The sequence below is a fragment of the Phytohabitans aurantiacus genome (assembly GCF_027923225.1).
Lineage (GTDB): Bacteria > Actinomycetota > Actinomycetes > Mycobacteriales > Micromonosporaceae > Phytohabitans > Phytohabitans aurantiacus.
Genome location: NZ_BSDI01000046.1, coordinates 30,759 through 53,799 on the forward strand (window position 1 = coordinate 30,759; position 23,041 = coordinate 53,799).

Sequence of the window (23,041 nt, forward strand, 5' to 3'; positions counted from 1 at the left end):
GAAGGATGGGAGGGCGCCTGCACCCGCTCCGGATTACTCACATGGACAAGTGGATCATCGCGCGCCGGGCGGCGACCCGCATCTGCCCGTGTGTCATCTGCTAGAACCTCGTAGCATGCGAGATTCATCCTTCTAAGTTCTTGACGTTCGAATTGCCTGTCTGTAATTCTGACAGGCTCCGCGCCGTCGCGAGGTTCGCCGACTTGATGCGCAGGGCGTCGTTCACGAGTCGCGGAGGAGTGAACTGCGTGATAGAACCCGTAATGGCACAGCCGGACACACTGGCGTCCCGTTCCCGGAGGGCGCCCCGACCGATGCCAGTTATTGTGCTGGCCGATGTCAGTGGCAGCATGGACGGTGACAAAATCGTCCAGCTCAACCGGAGTATCGCGGCGATGTTTGACACCTTCGGCGCGGAAGACTCCGCCCGGGGTGAGATCCATGTCGCGGTCGTCGCCTTCGGCGGCGACGAGGCTATGCTGCACCAGGCGATGGTTCCCGCGTCGCGCGCCCAGTGGGTCGACCTGGCCCCGCGCGGACGCACCCCCATGGGCAGCGCCTTGACACGCGTCCGCGAGCTGCTCGACGACGCCGAGGCGGTGCCGGAGCGAGCGTTCCCACCGGCCCTGGTGCTGGTCTCGGACGGCATGCCGACCGACGACTGGGAGATGCCGTTGGATGCCCTGCTGTCCTCACGCTGGGGGAGCCGCGCGCTGCGAGTGGCCGTCGGCATCGGCACCGACCGGACGGCCGAGGCCGACGAGGTGCTGCGCACATTCAGCACGCCCGGCGTCGGCGTCCTGCGGACCGACCAGATCCACGACATCAGCGGACTGTTCCGCTGGGTGACGGCCACCGTCACGAGCGCTCTGCACGAGCGTACGGGTCAACAGGGGGTACGGCTGGAGGAGTTCGACTGATGGCCAGTCGACCGGAGGCGGACTGGCCATCGAGCGTGCGGACCGCGCGCAGCGGTCGGCATCTGGAACTCGTCCTCGATGCACCACTCGGCCAGGGCGGTGAGGGTGTGGTGTTCCGCACCCACCACGGCGGGCTGGCGGTAAAGCTCTGCACCGGCGCCTCGGCGTCCGGCCTGGAGGACCGCCTAGGCCGGCTACGCTGGCTGCCGCTGCACGGTGTCCCGATCTGCCGCCCGCTGGAGCCGCTGGCCACGCCGCACGTCGGTTACGTGATGGAACTCCTGCAGGACATGGTCGCGTTCCGCGCGGTCTGCGGGCCGACGAGCGACGACGTCGCCGGCTGGTACGCGCAGGGTGGCGGGCTGCGCCGTCGGCTGCGGCTGCTCGCTCGGTGCGCCGCGATCCTAGGGACGCTGCACGACCGGGGCATCGTCTACGGCGACGTCTCGCCCGGCAATGTGCTCGTCTCCGCCCGGCCGGAGCACGACGAGGTGTGGCTCGTCGACGCGGACAACCTGCAGACCGAGAGCGGTCCCGGCCCATACCGCCTCATCACCGCCTACTACGCGGCGCCGGAGGTGCTGCGGGGCACGTCCGGCAACACAGTGTTCAGCGATGTGTACTCGTTCGCCGTCCTGGCGTACGAGACGCTCACCACGAACCACCCGCTCATCGGCGACTACGTCGACCAGGGACCGGCCGAGCTGGAGGACGACGCCCAGCGTGGCCTCTTGCCGTGGATCGAGCACGGCACGGACGACCGGAACCGGACCCCGCACGGCTATCCGGCCGAGCAGGTCCTGACCCGGCATCTGCTGGCCCTGTTCCGGCGGTCCTTCGAGGACGGCATGCAGGACCCCCGCGCCCGGCCAGGCGCTGGCGAGTGGGCCGCCGCCCTCGACGGCGCGGCCGACCGATGCGTGCAGTGTCCGAAGTGCCCGCACAGCTACATCGTCGCGAAGGACCGGTGCCCGTGGTGCGGCACCGCCCGCCCGGCGGTCGTCCCGGTGCTGGTGCGAGAGCAGTTCCCGTGGCTCGGTGACCGGCGTCCGCTGACGCTGGAAGACAAGGGCCTGACGTTGTTTGTCCAGGCCGACCGGCCGCTGATCGTCACCGCCCGCACCGTGTACCGAGGGGCTGACGATCCGCTCGCGGTGGTGGCCCAGGTCGACTGGAACGGCGGGGACACCCTGGTCGTGCGGAACCGGGGCACCGGTGTGATCCGCCGGGTACCGCCGAAGGGCGGCCTGGGCCGGTCGCTGTTGCCGGGCGGCCGCGCCGACGAGCCGGTGTCCGCGGCGTGGACGTGGCACTTTGGCGACGACAGCCGGCCGCACCGAATGCTGGTGCCGCAGCCGGTGGAGGTGGCGGGTGTTCGCTGAACAGCTGGGGCCGGGCGAGATCCGCATCGTGTCGCTGCCCACCGGCCCGGCGACTTCGGTCCCGCGGTGGCTGACCCAGCTTACGGACAAGCACGCCAAGAACCGGGAGGTCGTGCTCCGCCACCGGACCGGCCGCGCGGAGTTCGAGGTGGCACCCGGCCGCGGCGGGAGCCAGCCGATCCGGCTCCGGGTCGAAGACCGGGACACCGTCGACTGGCTTACCACCGCCGGGCACACGCTCGTGTCATGGGTCGTCGAGGCCACCCCGCAGCAGATCAGCGTGCAGTGTCATGCGTTCGCCACAGCGGACGTTGGCGCAAGCATGACCGTCGGCATCGATGACGGGGTGGCCGAACAGGTACGGATCGCCACCCAGCGGGCGGTGACCGGCTTCGAGCCGATCCGGGACTGGCTACGCGAGGAGTTCGCGCTTCCGGCGCTGCCGGGCCAGACCGCGGAACGGTACGTCCATAGCGGAGGTCCGGGCCGCGATTCGGGTTCCGGCGTCCGCGCCCTCACCCTGCACGGTCGGCGATGGGTCGCTGACATCGCCCTGACCGACGATGCCCTTCGCCTCGTGCGCCTCACCGACGCGTCCTCTCGGCAGCACGCTCGCTGGTTCCGGCTCAGCCCGATCGACTTGCGGTTCGTCGACCGGGGCGACGAGGCCGCCGCCAGTGAGGTCATCCGCGCTGCGCTGCAGGGGCTCACGTCGGACGGGCGGACATACCTCGACCTTTGGCAGGCGTACAACGAGATCGAGCGCGAGTCGCTGGTCGACGAGGCCCGGCGCATGGGTTCGGCTCGGTACCGGTCATGTCAGATCACCGCGGACGGGCTCTGGCGTTTCGAGCTGCAGCCCGACGATCGCGCCGGATCCTTCCTCCGCGCGGTGGCCTCGTATGGCGGAAGGCTGCAGCTGGAGGCGTCCATGGACCTTCCGCCCGAGTTGCAGGACGGGCGCGGCCGGCCGAGGGCCGGCGTGCACGGCGAGGTGCGGTACGTGGTCAGGAACAACTGGACCGTCGACCTCGCCGTCGACGGGGACGACGCGCCGCCGCCGACCGGGCACCTGTTCCGGTCGCTCTCCGGGGACCGGGTCCGCCTGCGCCGCCGAGACCTGGCCCGTGAGCGGATCGAGACCGACCAGGCCGAGATGCCCGGGCTGCGGCTGCTCATCGAGGGGGTGCCGCGGCCAGGAGCCCATCCGCGCGCTGAGCGGGCTCACGACAAGGCCATCGCCGCGGCTATCGGAGGCGCCGACGGCCCGGCCCCCACCGGTGTCCAGCGGGCCGCGCTGGGCATGGCGCTGCGAACCCCGGACGTCCTGCTCGTGCAGGGACCGCCGGGCACAGGCAAGACCCGCTTCATCGCGGACCTGCTGCGCTGCCTCGACGAGCTGGGCGAGCGCACAGTGTCGATGCAGCGGACCCTGATCTCCAGCGTGCAGCACGACGCGGTCGACAACGTCGCCCGCAAGGCGCGTCGGCATGGTCTGCCGCCGACCCGCGTCGGGGCGCGGCCGGGTCGTGACTGGGAGAGTTCCCGCGAGTGGCGCGACGGCGTCGCTGCGACCGTCGAGCGGTATCTGCAGGAGCACCGGCCGGCGTCCGCCCGCCACGACGCCGCGCGAAAGCTGCGGGAGCTCGCGTCGGCCTACGAGCGCCACCCGATGACCGGCCCGGACCTGATCGCGCTCCTCGCCACCGTCAAGGAGCTGGCCGGTGTCCGCTTGCCCGGCGAGCTGCGGGACGAGCTCGACCACCTGCTGGCCGACCGGGCCGTGGTCGACCGGGTCGCCGTGACGCTGGCCGGCGACGAGCGGGAGCGGCTGGCGCGGGAGGCCAGGTCGCTGCGCGTCACGCCGGTCGCGTTCGCCGACGACGGCCCGCAGCGCGCCGTCCGGGCGCTGCGCGAGCTGGATCGGCTGCTGGACGACCCGGCCCGGAGGTTGCTGGAGGCCGTTGTGAAGGTCGGCGACAGCGGGGACGACCTACTGGCCGAGCTCGCCGCGCTACGCGTCGAGCTGCTCGGGCGACTCGCCGCCGACACCGCCTTACTCCACGCGCCGATGCACGATCCCGACGTGGAGGCGCTGCTGCACCTCGTCGCGGACGCCGTGGTGGAGGATGCCGCCGAGACCGCCGACAGCGCCGACGAGGTCCTGCTGGCCTACTGCGACGACCTGCGGGAGGACCTCGCCCTCGTGGAGTCGACGCTGGCCCGGTACAACGCCGTGCTCGCCTCAACAGTCCAGCAGGCGAACTCGGAGGAGATGTCGCGGCTGCTCGACGCGCCGCTGCCCGTGTTCGACACCGTCGTCGTCGACGAGGCGGCGCGGGCCAACCCGCTCGACCTGATGATCCCGATGGCGTTCGCCCGGCGGCGCATCGTCCTCGTCGGAGACCACAAGCAACTGCCGCACGCCTTGGAGCAAAAGGTCGAGCGGGAGCTGCGCCGCAACCGCTCGCTCGACGGCTCGGAGCTGTCGAAAAGCCTGTTCGAGCGCTGGTTTGACCTCTTCGCCGACGAGAGGCCGGCGGTGCGGACGATCGTGCTGGACACCCAGTTCCGCATGCACCCCGCCCTCGGCCGGTTCGTCAGCGAGGTCTTCTACGGCGGCGCCGACGCGATCAAGCCCGATCCGTCGACGGCACGGCTGACCCACGACCTGTCGACCTACGCCGGCAAGGTGGCGACCTGGATCGACGTGCCGCGAAGGGACGGCGACGAGCAACGGTCCGGGACGAGCCGGACCCGGCCGGCCGAGGCGCGTCGGCTGGTCCGGGAGCTGTCCGACCTGGCCGAGTTGGACCGGGACCGAAGGCTGTCGTTCGGTGTGATCACGTTCTACAAGGCCCAACAGGAGCTGCTGGAGGCCGAGCTGCAGCAGGCCGGGCTGGCCGTGGTCGACGACGACGGCACCTTCATGCCCGTGCCGACGATGCAGTTCACGGCCGAGGAGCGGCCGCGGCCTAGGCTGCGGGTAGGCACCGTGGACGCGTTCCAGGGCATGGAGTTCGACGTCGTGCTGCTGTCGGTGACGCGTAGCAGCGAGGTCCCGCGGCCCGTCGGCGGTCCCGCCGAGGCCGTGAAGCGGTACGGGCACCTGCTCAGCGACAGCCGGATGTGCGTGGCGATGAGCCGGCAGCGCCGGTTGCTCATCGCCGTCGGAGACGCCGCCATGGCCGAGCGGTCGGCCACGCCGGAGGTGCCTGGCCGGCCGGGCCGGTCCGTCGCCGAGGGCATCGTCGCATTCCGCGAGTTCTGCGAGGGGGTACACGGTGCTGGCATTCGGTCCTGAGTCCCCCGTCGCCCGGCCCGAGTTCGCCGAGTTCCGGGGTCGGCAGCGGTGGCTGCTCTGGCCCGCGCTGCGGTACCGCGTCGTGTCGCCGCTGGTGCACGAGGACCGACTCAACGTGTTCCAGGCAGCGGTGCTTGGCCTAGCCCGCGCCGGCCTGCGTGAGGCGGCCGACATCGGCCGGCTCCTCGGACTGCAGGACGACCTCGTCGAGTTGGTCCGCTCCGACCTGCGCGCGCTGAGTTACCTCGACCGGTACGGCGTCATCACGACGAACGGCCGCCACGTCCTGCAGGACAGGTTCCCTGACCCCACACGGGCCATCACGACCTACGTCTACCAGGACGTGACGACCGGCACGCTCTGGCCGGCCTCGACCGTCGAGCCGGGTCACTGCCCGTGCGACTGGCAGAGTCGGACGGCCGCGACGCTCCAGCTGCGCACCGCAGGCGCGCCGCTACGGAAGCACGCGTTTGCCGTCCATCCCGACGGCTGGACCGGTACCGAGCCACCGGCGCACGAGCAGGTCGTGGAGGCGGTCTCCCGCGGCGAGGCGGCGAAACGGCAGGGCGGCGGCCGGACACGGCGCTGGCAGGCCGGCCCGCCCGAGCGGGTGGTCTCGCGCGTTTCGGTGATGACCGATGGGCAACCGGTGTGGATCCCGCTGCCACTGCTCGCCCGGAAGCGCGACGAGGGTGGCGAGACCACGGTGACGTGGGACGCGATGAGCCCGTTCGGCGGGCACGCCAGCCCCTACCTCCGGCGGCTGGTAGCGACCCAGGTCCAGCGGTCAGCCCGGCTGCGCGACCACGTTGAGCAGTTCGTCGGCCGCCGGACCGAGGGCCTCCTGACCGAGTCCGACCTCATCGACGTCAAGCTACGGCGCAGCATCGCCGAGACGCTCGAGCACCGTTTCACCGCCCGGGTGCGCGACCACGACGCCGTGTTCGAGCTGCTCACGCTGCTGGAGCGGGAGATCGACCGGGCGCGGCGACGCGGCGACGGCAGTCCCGAGGTGGGCGACGTCGCGCGGTACTCCTGGCGGCTGCACGAGCTCGTGCTGCGCGACCTCGTGGCTCGGCATCGGCCACCGCTGCGGGCCGTCGAACGGCTGCGGGATCCGCTCGCCCGGCAGCTCGGCACCTACTGCCGGCAGCTCGGGATGTCGTTCGGCGAGCACGCGCGGCTCGGCGTGGTGAAGGCCGATCAGCTCCGGCGGGGAATCAGACAGCCGGACCGGGCGACGACCCCGGTGCTGCTGGCCGCTGCACTCGTCAGCGCCGCCACCGGCGCACCCGACCATCCTTTCCGCCAGGTGGCGGCGGCCTGGCCGACGCTGCTCAGCGACCTCACGAACGTGTCGAAGGACCGGAACACGGGCGGTGCGCATGCCGCTGCGGTGCCGCTGAACCTCGACTACGGCGCGACTGCCTGGCGGCTTGCGCAGGACACCGCGGCGGCCTACCTCGGCGTGCCGCTGCCCGATCTCCGCACACGTAGCGAAAGGGACCGGTCCACAAATGGGTAAGCGAAGGACCTCGAACCGGCCGCCGAGCCATCGCCGGACAGCCCAGCAGGCGGCTGCCGACAAGATCGCCGACTTGGCAGCGGCCGCCAAGCAGGCCGAGGACGACACGAAGGTCAGCGCTGCGCTCGCCGAGCAGGGTCTGGAGCCGGCGGCGAACGACGACGCGGTGCTCTCCGCGTACGACACGCTGCTGCGCCAAGCCGCCGACTACGAGCGGGCGGCCGCAGCGGCTCGGGAACGGAGGCAGGCCGCCGAACTCGCCGAGGCCGCTGCGGACGCCGCCCGCCAGCGTCTCGACGCCGAACTCGCCGAGGCCGCTGCGGCCCGCAAGACCGCCGAGGCGCTTCAGGCCGAGGCCACCACCGAGCTGGAACTGCTGCGCGTCCGGAGCGAGCGGGTGAGCGCCCGCGAGCAGGAGGCCCGGGACGGGTTCGCCGCAAAGGCCCAGGCGGCCCGCGCCGAGCTCGAAGACGAGCTGGAACGCCGCCGGCAGGCGGCACGGCACGAGGAGCAGGAGCGGCGGCGCGTGCTCGACGAGGAACACGCGAAGCAGGTCGCCGGGCTGGAGAAGGACCGCGCGGCGTTCCGCCGGTCCGAGGACGATCTGCACCACCAGCGACAAGCGCTGCTGGAGCAGCAGATCCAGGTGCAACGCAGGCTCGATGACCTGGAGTCAGAAATCAAGGCACACGCCGCGGCCAAAGTCGCCGCCCTCGACCGCGAGCTGCAGGTCCTGCGGATCCAGTCCGACGCCCGGATCGAGATGATCGACGAGCTGCGCCAGGAACTCGCCGAGCGCGAGAAGCAGCTGCTGCGGATCGGCGGCACCGATCCGCAGTACCTGATCGACGAACGCGACCGCCTGGCCGCGGACAACGCCGAGTTGCGCGGCAAGCTCGCCGAGCGGCTGGCCGACGACGACCTGCACCGGTTGCGATGGCTGGAGCAGCAGCACCGGGAGGTGGCGGGCGAGCGCGACCGGCTGGCGTACCGGGTGCAGGAGCTCGAGGGAGCGGCCCTCGCGAGCCGCATCAACAACCTGCAGATGAAACAGCTCAGCGACGCCGAGCGGCACTTCGAGGTACTCGCCCGGGGCTACGAGAGCCGGATCGCCGAGCTGCAAGGCGCCGTGCAGGAACTGACCCACGACCGTCCCGACCCCGGCACGCCGCTGTTCCCCCGCTGCGTCGCGATGGACGACGATCCCGAGCTGAGCGAACCCGGCGTCATCAGCGCCGACCGGCCCGACCTCTCGCGGCTGGCCCGGTCGCTGCAGGCCGTCATGTTCGCCGACAGCCGGCGGGCGTACCGGCTCAACGACGTGTGCGTCCTCCTCGGTGGCCTCGCGATGAGCCGGCTGCACCTGCTGGAGGGTATGAGCGGCATCGGCAAGACGTCGCTGCCGGTCGCCCTCGCCAAGGCGCTGGGCACCGAGTGCACCGTCGTGGAGGTCCAGGCCGGCTGGCGCGACCGGACGGACCTCTTCGGGCACCACAACACCTTCGAGCGGCGCTTCGAGGAGTCTGAATTCCTCCAAGCCCTGTACCTGGCGCAGACGCCGAGGTACCGGGGACGGCCGTTCTTCATCGTTCTCGACGAGATGAACCTGGCCCGGCCAGAGCAGTACTTCTCGGTCCTGCTGTCGAAGCTCGAGTACGAGGGCGAGCCGATCCAGCTGGTCACCCGCGGCACCGGGCGGGCGCCGCAGTGGTTCGTGGACGGCTGGCGGATCCGCTTGCCCAGCAACGTCTGGTTCATCGGCACCGCGAACCAGGACGAGTCGACGCTGGAGTTCGCCGACAAGACCTATAATCGCGCGCACCTGATGGAGCTGCCGGCCCAGCGTCCCAGGCTGCCGAGGCCGGCAACGCTCCCGGAGATCGAGCCGTACAGCACCATCGCGCTGCGCAAGTCATTCGAGCATGCCAAGCAGGCGCACGGTGCGGACACGGCCGAGGTGCGCGAGTTCCTCGACGTGATCGCCGACGACCTGCGCGAGCACGGCCGGGCGGTCATGGGCCCGCGGCTCGAGCGCCAACTGGAGGCGTTCGTGCCCGTCGTCGTTGACGCCCATGCCGGCGACCCGGTCGCCGAACGGCCCGAGGGCGAGGACAGCGGACAGGACGGCCGGTCGCTCGCCGCCGACCACTTCCTGGCCTGGAAGATCCTCCGTTCCCTGCGCGGTCGGTACGACGTCACCCCCGGGGGCCTCGGCAAGATCCGGGACGCAGTGTGCACCGCCTGGGAGCTACGCAGGTTGCGCGGTGCCCCGATGCGGTGCGTCCGCCTCCTCACCGACGAGCAGCGGCGCAGGGAAGGATGATGGCCGATCGGCCCGGCGCACCGGACCCGCTTGTCGTCGGCACCGTCATCGACGTCGCACGAGCGCTGGCCACGAACACGACCCTCGGCGCGTGGCTGGCCGACACCATGTTCGTGCCCGACGCGTCGCACCACGCGGAGCTCAGCCCATTCGAGCGTGCCGGGCTCGACGTGCTCGACGTGCTTGCCGACGTCTGCCTCCGGCCGCACGACCGACTCGACCGGGTGGACGAGCTGGTGCGGGCGGACCTAGCGCGCCGCGTGCCGCCCGCCGGCCTCGCTCGCCTGGCCGGCCACACTGAGGACTGGGCGGGCGTGGAACACGGGCGCATCATGCCGCTACGCGTGCTGTCGCAACGGTTCGCCGAAGACGTTGATTTCTACGAGAACCAGGTGGCCGCGCAGCTCGTGGACCGGCTCGGCGAGCACCTGACCAGGCGCATCCGGGAGCTGACAACGCTCGCCGATGGGCTGACCGACCTCGACGAGTACAACCGGGCGCTGGAACACGCGCGGTCGTGGCGCCGGCTCGACCGGGTCGCCCGCCTCGTCGCCAAAGCGGTCTCCGACACCACCGCGTCGGCGCTGGCGGTTGCCGAGACCCTCGAGGTGTTCCGCCGAGCCCGGGCACGGCTCGCGGCGCTGCACGGATCGCCGGTGCTGCGGCGGGCCAACCGCCAGGTGCCCGTGCCGATCCGGCTCATGCGCACCAACCTGTTCGTGGACGACGGGCGGTACCGGCAGGTCGGCGCACTCTGGGAGCTGTGGGCGGTCCACGCAACCGCCGTCATGGCAGGCGTGAGATCGGCGGAACGTGCGTTCCCCGAGGCATACGCGCACTACGTCGCCGCGCTCTCCCTGCGCGCGTTGGCGATCCTCGGATACCGGCCGGCCGACCCGGCCGATGCACTGCCGGTGGCCGGCTCCACCGTGCTCCTGCGCGGCCCGGCCGGTAGTGTCACGTGGTCGATGGCACAGGACGGCACCCTGCGCATCGCCGCCGACGGACGACACCTGGCCCGGCTGGCGCCGATCAGCCACGACCTCGGCCAGCCCGACGCCGAACAGGCTCGGTCCGCCGCGCTCAGCATGCATGCCGACCCCACGATCGTGGTGTATCCGGGGCTCCGTGCCGCCCAGGCGGCATTGCCGGCCGCTACTCAGCGCCTCGTGCACCCGGCCGGCTTCGGTGCGCTGCCTTGCCTGGTTCCTGTGACACCGTTGGAGATCGAGGGAGAGGAACGGCTCGGCCGGGCGCTGCGGTGGGTCCTTCAAGGCCGCCGATTCGTCGACGAATATCCACCGACCGCGGAGCTGTTCGCGAGCGTGCCAAGCAGCAGCGATAGCTGGTGGCACCCGGCAGGGCTGACGCGCGTCGCGGTGACCCGCCGGCCGTCGATCGACGAGGTGGAAACGCTGGTCGGTGCGGCGACCGGACGTGAGCGGGAGCCGCGGAGGTCCACGGCGTCGTCGCTGCCACGGGCCATGGCCGCAGTCGAGGCAGCGGTACGGTCGTTCGACCTGTTCGAGACGTGCCCCACCTGTCACAGCACCACGACCAAGTTCGAGCCTCGGGACCGGAACACATTCCAATGCCACTGTGAAGTCTGCTCGACAGGGTGGGGGACCCGGATCTGCGGATCGTGCGGCAAGGTCTATCCCGTTTTGTGGCTACACAACGTCCTACCCGACGGGACCGGCGGCGATCGTCTCGACGTGACGGCGGGTGCGGACCTGCTGGCCGTGCCTTGCGTTGACGGCCGCCTTGCGCCGGGTAACCGATTCCGGTGTACCTGGTGTCACGCCTGCGCTGGCCGTCCAGGATGTGGTTGTCCGGTTGCCCCTGCGTCACAGCTCGAACAAAGGCAGCCAGAAGCAACACCGACTGCGGCTCGTCCAGCTCCCGACCGATCGCTCCCGTAGCTCTCAGCGACTGGCAGAACAGGAACTGCCAGTCGCGAGGGGCCCACTGGTTGCCCAACACCCGCGCGGACAACATCTTGGGCAGCCATCCCCCGGGAGCCGGGTGTCCGATCGGGTGATGTCGGACATCATGCGAGCGTTACCGTCGTTCCGCGTCCAGACCACTACGCGCGGTGCAGGGAAGGAGCATGCCCGGCCGTGAATCGATACGCGCTCACGATCGCCATCAGCCGTCTCAGCCGATGCGGATCGTCGGCGTATACGGGGGCGGGGACTGGCGTCCGGCCTTGACCGCACCGGCCGGCCACGCGCCGCGCGGGCACCCTGTGGGCAGCTGGCGGCCCGCGGATAGCTGCGGCCTACGTGCGGGCGCGCCGCGCGGGCAGCACCTATCGCCTACGGGCCGTCGTGCTTGAGCGGCTCGCGACCGGTACCCGCGGTCGCCCACACCGCGCCACCGGCAACTCACGGCCCGGTAACCCTCGGTCCAACATCGCCCGCATCCTCAGTGCAAAGGACGTAGCGATGCGGCGCAATCACGTCGGTACGGCCGGCGACGGCCGCCATCACCAGCCAGTACGCCGCCTCCGGTGTACGGGCGCCAGTAGCAGGCGCCTCGCCGACACGCCATATGTTGTCAGTCGACCGTCAGCCCCTGGAAAGTGATGGTCGTCTTGGGTAACCCGCCGCCGCCCGCGATGGAGTTGTCGTGACCGCCGGCGGCAACCTGATCGACGACCTCCATGCCGGCCGTCACCGTGCCGAACGGGGTGTATAGCGGATTGAGCTGCCCGTCCTTGAAGACGATGAAGAACTGGCTGCCGTTCGTACCCGGCCCGGCGTTCGCCATCGCCACGATGCCGCGGGTGTACTGGGCACCGGCCAGGTTCTCGTCGGCGAACTGATAGTCCGGGCGTCCGGTCCCGTCGCCGACTGGGTCGCCGCACTGGAGGATCGAGAGCCCTTCGGTGACCAACCGGTGGCAGCGCGTGCCGTCGAAGAAGTGCTTTGCCGCCAGGTGCTGGAAACTTGCCACGGTGCACGGGGTCGCCGCGCGGTCCATTGCGATGGTGATTGCACCGAGGTTTGTCGTGATACGCATCGTGGCGATACCGGTGCGCGGCGCGTTCGCGAAGTCGGGCATGCCGACGGCCTTGATCTCAGACCCTCCCGCCAATGGCTGAGCGCCGCATGCTCCACCGGCCCCGCCCGTGGTCGGGCTCGGCTCCGCTGGGGCGGCGGTATCCAGGTCGCCGCCGGAATCGGAGTCGGAGTCGCCGTTCGTCACGTAGTACGCGACGCCCGCGGTGACGCAGCCCGCACACAGCAGCACCGCGACCACCGCCCCGATGACCAGGCCTATGACCAGGCCGCGGTTGCTCTTGGCCGGTGGTGGACCCTGCGGCGCCATCCCAGGCGGCATCCCCGGAGGCATCCCTGGCGCCGGTCCCTGGTGTGGCATCCCGGGTGGCGGTCCCTGAGGCGGCATTCCGGGCGGCGCTGGCCACTGCGACGAGTAGGCCGGCTGCTGCGGACCCGGCGGGTACGGCGGATAGGACTGGTCCGGCTGGCCGAATTGGTACGAGTCGTCCGGCCGCGACTGATCCGGCGAGCCGGGCTGGGACGACTGGTCCGTCCACGGCTGGCCGGGCTGGTAGGACGGGTCCGGCTGCGATTGGTAGGAAAGGTCCGATTGCGGCTGGTCCGGCTGGCCGGCCGGGGGTGCCTGATCCGGCTGCGGCTGGTCCGGCTGGCCGGCTCGGGGCGACTGGTCCGGCTGCGGGCGGCCTTCCGGATCAGGCTGGGGCTCCGGCTGGCCGGGCTGGGGCGGCGGCGTGTAGGTCACCCGAGCGAGGGTACCCACCCGGACATAGATGCCCCGCTACCGCGGCGGCAGCCCGCGATCAAGGAGATCCGCATGGATCAAGGGCAAACACACGCGGAAAGAGATCGAACCACGTGCATTCGCCCTTGATCGGCGTGAGACAGAGCCGGCCAGCGCGGCGGCCGGCGGGAGAGGGCCGGCCGCGACGCCGCACGGCGCGGAGCCGGCCGGCGCGGCAGCGCGGCGCGAAGCCGGCAGCGCGGCGCGAAGCCGGCAGCCCCGAGCCGGCAGCAAGGTGCGCTACGCGTTGCGCCAGGAGTCGGGGTTTTCGAGGAGGGCGTTCATAGAGCCTGAGCGAAATGCCTCGACCGTCACGTCGACCGCACCGAACCCCGCCGACCGGATTGCCTCGCGCAATGACGCGTCGCTCCGCGCGGGTACCACCGCGTGGTCGTCCACTTCGAGCCGCACCGACTCCCCAAGATCTCGCACGCGGACGTTGTGCACGTGGTGGGCGGCGAGCAGCCGCCGCGCGGCGGCCTCGGCCCGCTCGACCCGGGCCAGGCGCTGCGGCGTGATCGTCACGCCGTACGCGATGCGGCTGGACAGGCACGCGGCGGCCGGCTTCTCGGCGGTCGACAGGTCCCAGCCGCGCGCGATGGCCCGCACCGCCTCCTTGTCGAGGCCCAGGTCGGCGAGGGGTGTGCGGGCGCCGCGCTCGGCGGCGGCCCGGATGCCGGGCCGGAAGCCGGCGGCGACGTCGGACGCGTTGGTGCCGGTGGTGATCGCGGTGTAGCCGTGCTCGGCGGCGACGCCCCGCGCGGTGTCGAGCAGGGTGCTCTTGCAGAAGTAGCAGCGCGTGGGACCGTTGTCTCGGTAGCCGGCGACGTCGAGTTCGCGGGTCTCTACTAAATGGTGCTTAACGCCCAAATCAGCACAAAACTCCGACGTCAGCGATTGCTCCGAGGCAGGCAGCGACGGCGACACCGCCGTGACCGCCGCCACGTCCGCCGCACCCAGCGCGCGCACCGCCGCCGCCAGCACCACGCTGGAGTCGACGCCGCCGGAGAATGCCACCAGGGTGCGGCCGTATCCTGCGAGTTCGTGAACGAGGCGGTCGGGGGGCAGCATGACTGAACGGTACCCAAACGGCGGCGCGCCGGAGATCGCGGATCTCGGGTTCGCCAGGCTCGACCTCCAGCGGGCGGCCCGCACGGGCGACCCCGAGGTGGTCTTTGGCACCGGGAAGACACCGGAGCAAATTGTCGCGGCGCTCCGCGCATTGCACCACGCGCACCCCGACAATGCTGTGCTCGCGACCCGACTTTCCGACGAGGCAATCGCCCACTGCCGCACCGAGCTACCCGACGCCGATGTCGACGAGGTCGCCCGTGTCGCGATACTCGGCGAGCCCGGGACGCCCCGCGGACGGGTCGCGGTGGTCGGTGCCGGCACCGCCGACCTGCCCGTCATCCGCGAGTGCGCGGCGACCGTGCGAGTGTTCGGCTCGGAGCCCGATGTCATCGTCGACGTGGGCGTCGCCGGCCTGCACCGGTTGCTCGCCCAGCGCGACCGCATCGACACCGCCAACGTCGTCGTCGCGGTCGCGGGCATGGAGGCCGCCCTGCCGTCTGTCCTGGGTGGACTGGTCGGCGCACCGCTCATCGCGGTGCCCACCAGCATCGGCTACGGCTGGCACATGGAGGGTCTGACCGCGTGGCTCGCCACGATCAACAGCTGCGCACCCGGCGTCGTGACGGTCAATGTGGACAACGGTTTCGGCGCGGGCGTCGCGGCCGCACGCATCGCGCGAGCCACCGCATGAGTGGCGCGCTCTGGGTCGACGCGAGCAACGGCGCCGCTGGCGACATGCTGCTCGCCGCGCTGCTCGACGCGGGCGCGTCGCTCGACTCGGTGCGCGCGGGGCTCGCGCGTCTCGACCTGGGTCTCTCGCTGGACGTGGCCGAGGTCCGCCGGCACGGCTTCCGCGCCACGCATGTCACGGTCAGGGCACCCCACAGCCACGAGCATCGCGGCCTCCGCGACATCCTCACGCTGATCTCGCCCTTGCCAGATCTGGTACGCGGACACGCGTCGACCACGTTCCAATGGTTGGCCGAGGCGGAGGCGCGCGTCCACGGCACCACAGTGGACGAAGTTCACTTCCACGAGGTCGGCGCGCTGGACGCGATCGCCGACGTGGTGGGCTGCGCGCTGGCGCTCGACGACCTCGGCCTGCTGGACGCCCCCGTGCGGATGGTCTCACCGGTCGCGGTCGGCTCGGGTACGGTGCGAGCAGCCCACGGCCGACTGCCGGTGCCCGCCCCCGCGGTCGCCGAGCTACTGGCTCACGCCAAGGCTCCGCTGGCCGCACACTCGGCCACAATGGAGCTGTGCACGCCGACCGGGGCAGCTCTTCTGGCGGCGCTCGCGACCGGTTGGGGTCCGCCGCCCGCGATGACGCCCCGGGCCGTGGGTGTGGGTGCTGGCACCGCCGACCCGCCCGGTCACGCCAATGTCGTGCGCGTACTGGTCGGCACGGCGGCCGCCACAGCAGACTGGTCCACATCGGAGCTGTACCAGATCGAGGCCACAGTGGACGATCTCGACCCTCGCCTGTGGCCGGACATCCTCGACGAGCTGCGCGCCGTGGGCGCCGCGGACGCCTGGTGCGTGCCGGCCCTGATGCGCAAGGGCCGCCCCGGTCAGGTGCTGACCGTGCTCGTCGACGCGGACCGGCTGGACCTGGCGTGCGGAGTTGTCTTCACGCAGACCACCACGCTGGGCCTGCGCGTGCAAACGGTGTCGCGGCGCGCGTTGCGCCGCGACACCGTCGAGGTGACCGTCGCCGGGGCGGCGGTGCGGGTCAAGCGTGGCCACCTCGGCGACCGGGTGGTGACCGCCCAGCCGGAGTACGACGACGCGCTCGCCGCCGCCCTCTCGACCGGGCTACCGATCGCCGAGGTGCTCGATCAGGCCCGCGCTCTCAGTAGCCGTACCGGCTCTTGAGGTGCCGCCACCAGTCCCGGAACATCCACATGTCGAACGTCGTGATCTGGCTCGCGCTGCCCGCCTTCATGATGAACCCCTGGCCAGGTGTGGGGTCCCAGTCGTAGAAGTCGTCCAAGCCATATGTGTGCCCGAGTTCGTGCAGGAAGATGTGGATGTTTTCGGAGTTGAGGGCGCCCATGAAGTACTCGCGTCCCATCCGTTGGCCCCAGTCGCCGCCGGCGCCGCCGCCGAAGCCGTCGGTCAGCCACAGCGAGTGGTCGTAGTGGCGTGCCGCGCCACCCGGGCAGTTCGGGTATGTGCCGCCCTGGTTGAAGAATCGACCACACGGCGCCGAGCACTGCGGGGCGTTCTCCCGGATGTCGTTGACGTAGATGTCGACGGAGTTGTCCGTCCACTGTAGCTGCGCGCGATCCCGCACGGCCCAGCCGACGACCTTCACCGGCACGCTGGTGTACGGGAAGCCGTTGTGGCCGACCATCACGTCCATCCACTTCTTGTACTGCCGGGCGAGCGCGGCGTGGATCTGGTCGCGCTGTGCGGCGGTCACGGAAGCGGAGGAGTCCCAACGGACGCAGTAGTTGATGTAACCGCGGTTGGCGAACAGCTGGTCCCAGCCGTAGTTGCGGAACCCGTACAGGTTGCCGTTGTTGTAGGTCTGCTCCTGGTGTGTCCACACCGCGTTCAGCGGCGCGACCAGGTTGCTCGGCGGGTTCCAACCGCTGGTAGACGGCGGCGGGCTGGTCGGTGGCGGCGTCGTCGGCGCGGGTGTGGTGGGCGCCGGGGTGGTGGGGCCGGGGCCGCCGGTCGTCGGCGTGATCGCGCCGGTGCACGTCGTGCCGTTGAGCGCGAACGTGGTCGGCGCCGTGTTGGTGGTGCTGAACTGACCGTTGAAGCCGAACGACACGGTGCCGTTCGTGGCGATCGACCCGTTATAGCTCGCGTTGTTGGCCGTGACCTGGCTGCCGCTCTGCGTGACGGTCGAGTTCCACGCCTGGGTGATGGTCTGCCCTGACGGCCACGACCACGTCAGCCGCCATGATGTCAGCGGGTCACCGAGATTGTTGATGGCGACGTTGCCGGTGAAACCGCCACTCCACTGCGACGGCACCGAGTACGTCACCCGGCACCCGGCCGCTGCCGCCTGCGCCACGACCGTGGTGGCCAAACCCGCGGTCACCGCTACGGCGGTAACGCCGGCGGCCACGAGGGCGGCGCGCCTTTTGGCTCTCATCATGCTCCTCACGTTGTGTGCGCGACCCCGCCCGGTGACCGCTTGATCGATGGTTGTGACTTTATAGTTAATCAATGTCCAGCCGGTTGCAACACCCGCCGGTCCGGAAGGATGGTAGCGCTCCCACGATCAAGAAGTTAACATCCCGTCAACGATGGGAGCGAATATGTCACGGCGTCGATGGGCAAGTCTGCTGACGGTCGGTGTGCTCGCCCTGGTCGGCGTCGGTGCCAGCCCGCCCGCACCCGCGGCGGCCGCGATACCGCTCGACCAGCTCGCTGTCACCACGACGCAGGTGGCGTTCGGGCTCCAGCGCCCCACGTCCCTGATCGGAGTGCCCGACGGCCGCCTGCTCATCACCGAGAAGCCCGGCCGGATCCGCGCCTTCCACCCCGACACCGGCCTGGATGCCGCCGCGCTGCTCGACATCAGCGACCGGGTCGACGTCTCCGGCAACGAGCGCGGGCTGCTCGGCATCGCCGCCGCGCCCGACTTCGGCACGACCGGCATCGTGTACCTGGCGTACACCGCACTGCCCGAGGGCACGCTCACGCTGTCCCGGTTCCAGCTCGGCTCCCCCGCCAGCGAGCAGGTCATCCTGACTCAGGCGCACGCCGAGTTCTCCAACCACAACGGCGGAAACGTCGCGTTCGGGCCGGACGGTTACCTGTACTGGAGCCTCGGCGACGGCGGCGCGGCCGACGACGTACTGGCCAGCGGCCAGAACCTGGGCACCCTGCTCGGCAAGATCGTGCGGCTCGACGTCAGCCGCACCTGCGGCACCGCCGCCTACTGCGTACCCGCTGACAACCCGTTCGTCGGCCAGGCCGGCGCCCGTCCGGAGATCTGGACGTACGGCCTGCGTAACCCCTGGAAGTTCTCCTTCGACCCGGCCGGCGGATCGCTGTGGATCGCCGACGTCGGCCAGGGCACCTGGGAAGAGGTCAATCACCTCGCCACCGGCACGGCCGGCGCCAACCTCGGCTGGTCCTGCCGCGAGGGCCTGGTGGTCTTCAACCCCGACCGCTGCGTCGCCGGTGCCACCTACACCGACCCGGTCTTCACGTACCCCACATCGCTCCAGGGATGCGCCGTGATCGGCGGCCACGTGTACCGAGGCAGCCGCTACGCGGATCTCGCCGATGGCACGTACGTGGTCACCGACTACTGCTCCGCGACGATCTGGGGCATTCGCCAGACCGCCGGTGGTGCACACGAGTCAGCGGTGCTGGCACAGCCCGACATCGTGCAGCCGACCAGCCTGGGCGTCGCTGCCGACGGCGAGCTGTACCTCATCAACGACCTGCCCGGCCAATTGCACCGGATCTCGTTCGAGCGCAAGGTGCCGCCGGTCGCGTGCAAGGTGACCTACCAGACGCAGGTGTGGGGCACCGGTTTCCTCGCCAACGTCACGCTCACCAACACCGGCAGTACGCCGGTCGACGGCTGGACGGTGGGCTGGACGTTCCCGGGACCGCAGAAGGTCGGCAGCACCTGGAACTCGCAGGTGACCCAGACGGGCACGACCGTGGCGGCGCGCAACGCGAGCTGGAACGGGTCCGTCGCGCCCGGTGCGTCGGTCACGTTCGGCTTCCTCGGCACCCCGGGAGGCCCCCAACCCGCCCCGACGGCCTTCACGCTGAACGGCTCCCCCTGCGCTTAAAAACCGTGATCAGGGCGTCCCTCAAGTCGTTCTAACGACTTGAGGGACGCCCTGATCACGGAAAAGGGGTTAGGCGCCGGCCGCCTCCAGGCGGGCGAGCTGGTCGTCGGTGAGTTTCACGTCCAGCGCCGGCATCGCCGCCGCGTACTGCTCCAGCGTGCGCGGCCCGATCAGCGGCACCATCGCCGGTGACGCCTGGTGCAGCAGCCACGCCAGGACGAGCTGGTTCGGCGTGACACCGACCTCGGCGGCCACCTCGGTAAGCACCCGGATCCGCGCCTCGGCGTCCGGACCCTCGTAGGGCTCCATGATGCCGTGCCCGCGCCGCTTCTCGGCCGAGTCGTAGACGCCCTTGAGCAGCGGCGAGTACGCCACGAGCGTCAGGTCGTCGTGCGCCCGCAGGTAGTCCATCTGCTCGTCGTCCACAATGGAGACGTGGCTCAACCCGGCGCGGCGCCGCAGATAGCTGTGCTGCTGCTGCAGAGCCACCGGCGCGGGCCAGCCGTTCTGGGCACACAGCTGGCGGATGCGCTCCAGCCGCCAGGTGCGCACATTGGACCACCCGATGTACCGGGCCTTTCCGGCCGCCACGATCTCCGCCAGCGCCGACAGGGTCTCCTCCAGCGGCGTGGACCGGTCGTCGACGTGCACGTAGTACAGGTCGACGTGGTCGGTGCCGAGCCGCCGCAGGCTGTCGTCGATGGCCCGGCGCAGCGTGTCACCGCCCGCGCCTTCGAAGCGAGTGGCGATCTCCGACCACGGCCTGTCCCGGAGGGCGTCCGGCTCGGAGATCCACGCGCTCCCCTTGGTGGCCAGGAACACCTCGTCACGGCGTCCGGTGCGCGCGAACCACCGGCCGAGCAGCTCTTCGCTCTCGCCGCCCCGGCCGCCCGGCGGCCACCACGCGTAACAGTTGGCGGTGTCGAGGAACGAGCCGCCGGCGTCGAGGTACCGGTCGAGCATCTCGAAGGAGGATTCCTCGTCGGTCGACGTTCCCATCAGCATGCACCCGAGGGCGAGCTGGCTGACCTGCTCGCCGGTGCGTCCCAGCGCTACTGTCCTCATGCCTCGAAACGCTATGAATTAGAGCGCACTCGAAGTCAAGAGCATTGCACTAAAGCGCTCGACGCAACCAATCCTCGACGCCCGCGACGTGCACCGTCGCCCATGACCGAGCAAGCTCCGGCTCGCGCGCCGCGATCGCCTCGATGATCGCACCGTGCTGCTCGCGGGTCTTGTCGACGGCACCTTCCTGGGTGAGCCCGCGCCAGATCCGGGCCCGCGTGGTCGGGCCGGACAGGCTGTCGATGAGGGAGCACAGCACACCGTTGCCGGCACCGGCGGCGATCCGCCGGTGGAACTCCAGGTCGTTGGCGACCAGCTCGTCGATCGTCGGGGCGTCGCCGAGGGCGGCATGGATCGCGCGGAGGGAGGCGATGTCCGCGTCGGTCATCCGCCGCGCCGCGAGGGCGCTCGCCGCCGGTTCCAGGATCCGGCGTACCTCGAAGAACTCGAGCACGGTGTCGTCGCGGTGGAAGTCGACGACGAAGCTCAACGCGTCGAGCAGCAGCCCCGGCGCGAGGCTCGTGACGTACGTGCCGTCGCCCTGCCGCACGTCGAGCACCCGGATCAGCGACAGCGCCTTGACGGCCTCTCGCAGCGAGTTGCGGGACAGGCCGAGCCGCTCCGCGAGGTCGGCCTCGCGCGGCAGGCGGTCGCCGGGCCGCAGGTCGCCGGCCACGATCATGCCCTTGATCTTCTCGATCGCCTCGTCGGTGACCGCCATCGCTCGCTCACGCCTCCTACGGCAGCCGGTACGTGCGGGTGGCCGTGCCGCCGAACACCGCCATCTGCTCGCGCGGCGACAGCGCCGGCAGCGCCTCGACGAGCGCGTTCTTCACCCGCGCGTACGAGGCCGCCAGCAGGCACACCGGCCAGTCTGAGCCGTACATCAGCCGCTGCGGGCCGAAGAGCTCGACCGCGGTCGCCACGTACGGGCGCAGGTCGGCGACCGTCCACTGTCGCCAGTCGGCCTCGGTGACGAGACCAGACAGCTTGGCGGTCGCGTTCGGTGCGGTGGCGAGCTCCGCCAGCGCCCCGGCCCACGCCGCGTGCTCACCGGCGCGGATCCGCGGTTTCGCCAGGTGGTCGAGCACGAAGCGCAGCTCCGGCACGTCGCGGGCGGCCCGCGCCGCCGCGGGCAGCTGGTCGTCCCGGATCACCAGGTCGAACGCCAGGCCGGTGCCGGCGATGGTGTGCAGCCCGCGACGCACGTCAGGCCGGTCCAGATAGTCGGGATCGGCCTCGCCCTGGATCTGCGGCCGGACGCCGACCAGCAGGTCGCCGCCGGGCAGAGCGCGATAGCCGGCGAGCGTGTCGGCCAGCGCCGGGTCGGTCGGATCGACCCACGCGACCACGCCGGCGATCTGCGGCGTCTCCTTCGCGTACGCCAGCAGCAGCCCCGCCTCGGCGGTGTCGCACCGTCCACCCTCGACCAGTACCGTGCGCTCCACACCGGACTCGGTAAGCACGGTCTGGAGGTCCGCCGGTGTGAAGGAGCGCCGGATGGGCGCCAGCTCGGGCGCGTCCAGCCACGTGTACCCCTGCCCGGTGCGCCAGAGGTGATGGTGCGCGTCGACGATCATCGGATACCCGAAGGCTGCGGGACCGGTGCGTCGGCGCGCAACAGGCCGGCGGCGACCAGCTCCGCCCACAGGTCGGCCGGCGGCGGTGGCGCCGCGATCAGCGCGGCGTTGCGCTTGACCTGGTCGGGGCTCTCCGCGCCGACCACGACGGTGGCCACCGCGGGATGCGCGGCGGCGAACGCCATCGCGGCGGCCGGCAGCGACGTTCCGTGCCGGGCACAGACCTCGGCGATGGCCCGCGCCTTATCCACCACAGTGGACGGCGCGTCGCCGTACTCGTAGTGCAGCCCGTCGTGCGGCCGGTCCACGGCCAACAGTCCACTGTTGAACACACCCACGTTGACGACTCCGATCCCCTTGCGCCGGCACTCGGGCAGCAGCGCGTCGAGCGCCGGTTGCTCCAGCAGCGTGTACCGGCCAGCCACCATCACGGCGTCCACATCGGTCTCCATGGCGAACCGCCGCAGCACGTCCACCTGCTTCGAGCCCACCCCGATCGCCCGCACGACGCCCTGCCGGCGCAGGTCATGCAGCACCGGGTAGGCGCGGCGCAGCGCCGTCTCCTGATGATCCTCCGGATCGTGGATGAGCGCCAGGTCGATCCGGTCCAGGCCCAGCCGGTGCAGGCTGTCCGACAGCGACCGCCGCACCCCGTCCGCGCTGAAGTCCCAGACTCTCTGATGGGTGGCCGGCACGTCGAACCCTTCGGGGTCACGCGCCCCGCCACTGTCCGGAGTGGGCACCAGCAGCCGTCCCACCTTGGTACTGACCGTGAACTCGTGGCGAGGGCGCGCCCGCAGCGCGGCGCCAAGCCTGCGCTCGGACACGCCCAGGCCGTAGTGCGGCGCCGTGTCGAAGTACCGCACCCCGGCGTCCCACGCCGCCGCCACGGTGGCCGCCGCGACGTCGTCCTCGATGGCGGTGTAGAGGTTGCCCAGCTGCGCGCAGCCCAGGCCCCACCGTCCGAAGGGGAGCTTCATGGCAGCTCCCAGACCAGCGGCACGCCGGAATCGTCGCCGGAGTAGTCGTCTTCGACCTCCAGCAGCTCCGCCATCCGGGCCTGCCACGGCACGTTGGCCGGATGGTCGCGCAACGCGGCCCGCATGGCCTTGTAGTCGTCGACCTCCACCACGTGAAAGAGGTCACGGCCGGAGCGCCAGATCCGCCAGGTGTGCACGCCGGCGGCGCGCAGCGCGGCGTCCAGCTCCTCCGGGATGGTGGCGTGTACCCGGTCGTAGTCGCCTTCCTTGCCCGGCTTGAGTCTGGTGTGCAGCGCGATCCGCTCCATT

17 protein-coding genes are annotated in these 23,041 nt (G+C 71.0%); 9 read left to right on the forward strand and 8 right to left on the reverse strand.

Features of this window, described 5'->3' with window-relative positions:
- The first annotated feature begins 314 nt into the window (after nt 1-314).
- Genes QMG73_RS34060 through QMG73_RS34085 form a run of 6 tightly spaced genes read left to right on the forward strand, consistent with a single transcriptional unit; the run spans nt 315 to nt 11,376 of the window.
- Nucleotides 315-920, forward strand: a complete 606-nt coding sequence (locus QMG73_RS34060) for a vWA domain-containing protein (RefSeq protein WP_281902670.1) — start codon at nt 315-317, stop codon at nt 918-920.
- On the forward strand, nt 920-2,302 hold the full coding sequence (locus QMG73_RS34065; protein WP_281902672.1) for a protein kinase domain-containing protein: 1,383 nt from the start codon (nt 920-922) through the stop codon (nt 2,300-2,302). Before QMG73_RS34060 ends, QMG73_RS34065 begins: the two co-directional genes overlap by 1 nt.
- Nucleotides 2,292-5,606, forward strand: a complete 3,315-nt coding sequence (locus QMG73_RS34070) for a DEAD/DEAH box helicase (protein ID WP_281902674.1) — start codon at nt 2,292-2,294, stop codon at nt 5,604-5,606. The genes QMG73_RS34065 and QMG73_RS34070 overlap by 11 nt, the downstream gene beginning before the upstream one ends.
- Complete coding sequence (locus QMG73_RS34075) at nt 5,587-7,131, forward strand: hypothetical protein (RefSeq protein ID WP_281902676.1); 1,545 nt, start codon at nt 5,587-5,589, stop codon at nt 7,129-7,131. The genes QMG73_RS34070 and QMG73_RS34075 overlap by 20 nt, the downstream gene beginning before the upstream one ends.
- On the forward strand, nt 7,124-9,454 hold the full coding sequence (locus QMG73_RS34080; protein ID WP_281902678.1) for an AAA family ATPase: 2,331 nt from the start codon (nt 7,124-7,126) through the stop codon (nt 9,452-9,454). Before QMG73_RS34075 ends, QMG73_RS34080 begins: the two co-directional genes overlap by 8 nt.
- A complete protein-coding gene (locus QMG73_RS34085; protein WP_281902680.1) occupies nt 9,454-11,376 on the forward strand; it encodes a DUF2357 domain-containing protein in 1,923 nt (640 codons plus the stop codon). The genes QMG73_RS34080 and QMG73_RS34085 overlap by 1 nt, the downstream gene beginning before the upstream one ends.
- 637 nt (nt 11,377-12,013) lie before the next feature.
- Here QMG73_RS34085 and QMG73_RS34090 read toward each other — a convergent pair.
- Nucleotides 12,014-13,222, reverse strand: a complete 1,209-nt coding sequence (locus QMG73_RS34090) for a peptidylprolyl isomerase (protein ID WP_281902681.1) — start codon at nt 13,220-13,222, stop codon at nt 12,014-12,016.
- Nucleotides 13,223-13,501: 279 nt separating this feature from the next.
- Complete coding sequence (larE, locus tag QMG73_RS34095; RefSeq protein ID WP_281902682.1) at nt 13,502-14,332, reverse strand: ATP-dependent sacrificial sulfur transferase LarE; 831 nt, start codon at nt 14,330-14,332, stop codon at nt 13,502-13,504.
- Between larE and larB the strand changes: the two genes are divergently transcribed.
- Together larB and larC are read left to right on the forward strand one after the other, a co-directional pair.
- Nucleotides 14,331-15,026, forward strand: a complete 696-nt coding sequence (gene larB / locus QMG73_RS34100) for a nickel pincer cofactor biosynthesis protein LarB (protein WP_281902684.1) — start codon at nt 14,331-14,333, stop codon at nt 15,024-15,026. The genes larE and larB overlap by 2 nt on opposite strands.
- Nucleotides 15,023-16,210, forward strand: a complete 1,188-nt coding sequence (larC, locus tag QMG73_RS34105; RefSeq protein WP_281902687.1) for a nickel pincer cofactor biosynthesis protein LarC — start codon at nt 15,023-15,025, stop codon at nt 16,208-16,210. Before larB ends, larC begins: the two co-directional genes overlap by 4 nt.
- Here larC and QMG73_RS34110 read toward each other — a convergent pair.
- Entirely contained in the window at nt 16,188-17,447 is a 1,260-nt protein-coding gene (locus tag QMG73_RS34110; RefSeq protein ID WP_281902689.1) for a cellulose-binding domain-containing protein, read from the reverse strand. The genes larC and QMG73_RS34110 overlap by 23 nt on opposite strands.
- Nucleotides 17,448-17,610: 163 nt before the next feature.
- Between QMG73_RS34110 and QMG73_RS34115 the strand changes: the two genes are divergently transcribed.
- Entirely contained in the window at nt 17,611-19,107 is a 1,497-nt protein-coding gene (locus QMG73_RS34115) for a PQQ-dependent sugar dehydrogenase (RefSeq protein ID WP_281902691.1), read from the forward strand.
- 69 nt (nt 19,108-19,176) lie between these two features.
- Here QMG73_RS34115 and QMG73_RS34120 read toward each other — a convergent pair whose 3' ends face one another.
- From QMG73_RS34120 to QMG73_RS34140, 5 genes are read right to left on the reverse strand one after another with little or no spacing between them, the layout of a single operon-like run.
- Complete coding sequence (locus QMG73_RS34120) at nt 19,177-20,172, reverse strand: aldo/keto reductase (RefSeq protein WP_281902693.1); 996 nt, start codon at nt 20,170-20,172, stop codon at nt 19,177-19,179.
- A gap of 49 nt (nt 20,173-20,221) precedes the next feature.
- Nucleotides 20,222-20,893: a FadR/GntR family transcriptional regulator gene (locus QMG73_RS34125; protein WP_265250317.1), complete on the reverse strand. Its 672-nt coding sequence runs from the start codon at nt 20,891-20,893 to the stop codon at nt 20,222-20,224.
- A gap of 16 nt (nt 20,894-20,909) precedes the next feature.
- Complete coding sequence (locus QMG73_RS34130; RefSeq protein ID WP_281902696.1) at nt 20,910-21,752, reverse strand: amidohydrolase family protein; 843 nt, start codon at nt 21,750-21,752, stop codon at nt 20,910-20,912.
- A complete protein-coding gene (locus tag QMG73_RS34135; RefSeq protein WP_281902698.1) occupies nt 21,749-22,732 on the reverse strand; it encodes an aldo/keto reductase in 984 nt (327 codons plus the stop codon). Before QMG73_RS34135 ends, QMG73_RS34130 begins: the two co-directional genes overlap by 4 nt.
- The gene (locus tag QMG73_RS34140; RefSeq protein WP_281902700.1) at nt 22,729-23,040 is read right to left on the reverse strand and encodes an L-rhamnose mutarotase; all 312 of its coding nucleotides are present in this window, start codon (nt 23,038-23,040) and stop codon (nt 22,729-22,731) included. Before QMG73_RS34140 ends, QMG73_RS34135 begins: the two co-directional genes overlap by 4 nt.
- Nucleotide 23,041 lies beyond the last annotated feature (1 nt).